This window comes from Sphingomonas sp. S6 (assembly GCF_043498045.1).
Taxonomy (GTDB): domain Bacteria; phylum Pseudomonadota; class Alphaproteobacteria; order Sphingomonadales; family Sphingomonadaceae; genus Sphingomonas.
This window is the reverse complement of the sequence record NZ_JBIEOE010000045.1, coordinates 1-1894: the sequence shown is the minus strand read 5'-3', so window position 1 is coordinate 1894 and position 1894 is coordinate 1. Positions and strand designations below refer to the sequence as shown.

At 64.6% G+C, this 1894-nt stretch carries 2 protein-coding genes; both read left to right on the top strand.

What is annotated here, in order from left to right; all coding sequences use genetic code 11:
• Positions 1-827: 827 nt before the first annotated feature.
• Complete coding sequence (locus ACGVWT_RS19145) at positions 828-1040, top strand: cold-shock protein (protein WP_017979404.1); 213 nt, start codon at positions 828-830, stop codon at positions 1038-1040.
• A 78-nt stretch (positions 1041-1118) separates the two neighbouring features.
• Positions 1119-1322 carry a hypothetical protein gene (locus ACGVWT_RS19140; RefSeq protein ID WP_315462947.1) on the top strand — a complete coding sequence of 68 codons (204 nt, stop codon included), beginning with the start codon at positions 1119-1121 and terminating at the stop codon, positions 1320-1322.
• The last annotated feature ends 572 nt before the right edge of the window (positions 1323-1894 follow it).

Here is a 1894-nt window from a genome sequence, read left to right as displayed (position 1 = left end):
TGAGCCGCTGAGCCGCTGAGCCGCTGAGCCGCTGAGCCGCTGAGCCGCTGAGCCGCTGAGCCGCTGAGCCGCTGAGCCGCTGAGCCGCTGAGCCGCTGAGCCAGTGTGACGGATGGCGACGTACGCTGAACGGGTGCTTCGACCGATCACGTGTAGCCGGGCACTATCCCAGCCTTCTTGAGACCGGTGCATAGGCCAGATCCGTCATGCCCGACTTGTTTAGACATCCGCTGCTCCGCACGTCCCGAAGCAGTCGGTGTTAAGGCGCGGTGGCTCCCTAGACATGTCTGGAGGGCGGTCAGACGGATGCGAGTGAAGCCGTTGTTGTTATGGCCTCTCGAAGGCTGGCATTTCCACATATGGGGAGGCGATGGCCCCGCGGAGTTCCAGCCTTGGCTGCGGCGATGGTTTTGAAATAGGCGGGAGCTCCATTCTATTCGCATGGATGGGGTGAAGGCTTGGTGCTGAGTTGACGGCGTCAGAGCGCCCATGTTGACGCGTCGGCTCTGGCGGATCGCAGCGATCTCCCCGCCGGATTGCCTACGGTACCTTGGCGTGGGCACGTCATTGGCTGCACTAGCAAGCACGCTCGTCTGCTACCGCGCTAGCCCCGAAAGCCCTTGATGTCGTTCCCCGACTGGGCAGGCAAACACCACCCTCGACCCAGCGCCCCTTGAAGAACGCGCACCCCACGCCCATATCCATACCGCTATAGTCGCACATCGACGGTTTATCGGCGCTCTGCGACCCTTTCTCCCTCTTTCCCTGCAGCCCGGCATCAGGCGCAGCGACACGCGTTACGCCTGTCACGAAAGAAGGGACTTCCCATGAGCACGATCGGCACCGTTAAATTCTTCAACGCCGACAAGGGGTATGGCTTCATTGCGCCTGAGAGCGGCGGCACGGATGCGTTCGTCCACATCTCGGCGGTCGAGCGCGCTGGGTTCGCGACGCTGACCCAGAACCAGCGCGTCGGCTATGACCTGGAAGAGGATCGTCGCGGCAAGATGGCCGCGGTCAATTTGCACAGCGTCGACTGATCCTCGCCGCCTGACATCGATCCGACGCCGTCCGATACGGGCGGCGTCGGCATTTGGTTTTTTGTCTGGGGTTGAATCATGTCGAACGATGCCGCCTTCTGCCGCCGTCAGGCGATGATCCAGCGTGGTGTCGCCGATGCAGCGACACTGGACAATGTCCGCCTCCAGTCGGAGCGCGCCGCCGCGAGCTGGGATGCGATGGCAAGCCGCGCCGAGCGGACCGAGCGTCTGCGGGCCGACCGACTGGCGCGCGAAGCGATCCCTCCGACCACCCTTTCATGACAGGCCAAGCGTCGGCTGTCGTCGCACGCTCAACGCCCCGTCATCCCGGCGTCTCGGAAACGCCGGTGGCGCTTGCCCATGCGACGTTGCGGCAGGGCGCGCGTCATATCGCCGGACTCGCGCCATGGGCCGATTCCATGGTGGAGGGACCACAGGCGGTCGTCCGCGCACGCTATGTGGGCAATTGTCTGCGCGAGCTCGACAGGTTTCTGGGCGTTCTGTTGGACGTCTCGTGCCTGGTCCCACGGCCGAGGCTGCTGACGTTGAAGCCCGATACCGCCACGCGAATCGCGGTGTACGGGGCGGATGGTTGGGACATGCGGCCGGCTCAGCGGCGACTGCGCGCACTCGAACGATCGCGCCTGTGCCTTCTTCATGATGCGGGGCGCGTGGGATGCGGCGATGCGCCGCAGGCCCGCTGGCTGACCTCGGGCTGGCGGGATGCCGGATCGCCGGTGCTGATTCCGAGGGAAGCCGCCCCCTCATTCCGAAATGATGCCGCCCCCCTGTTCCGAGAATTACTCGCCCCCTGATTCCGAGATGATGTCGCCCCCTTTGCGGGGATGACGATG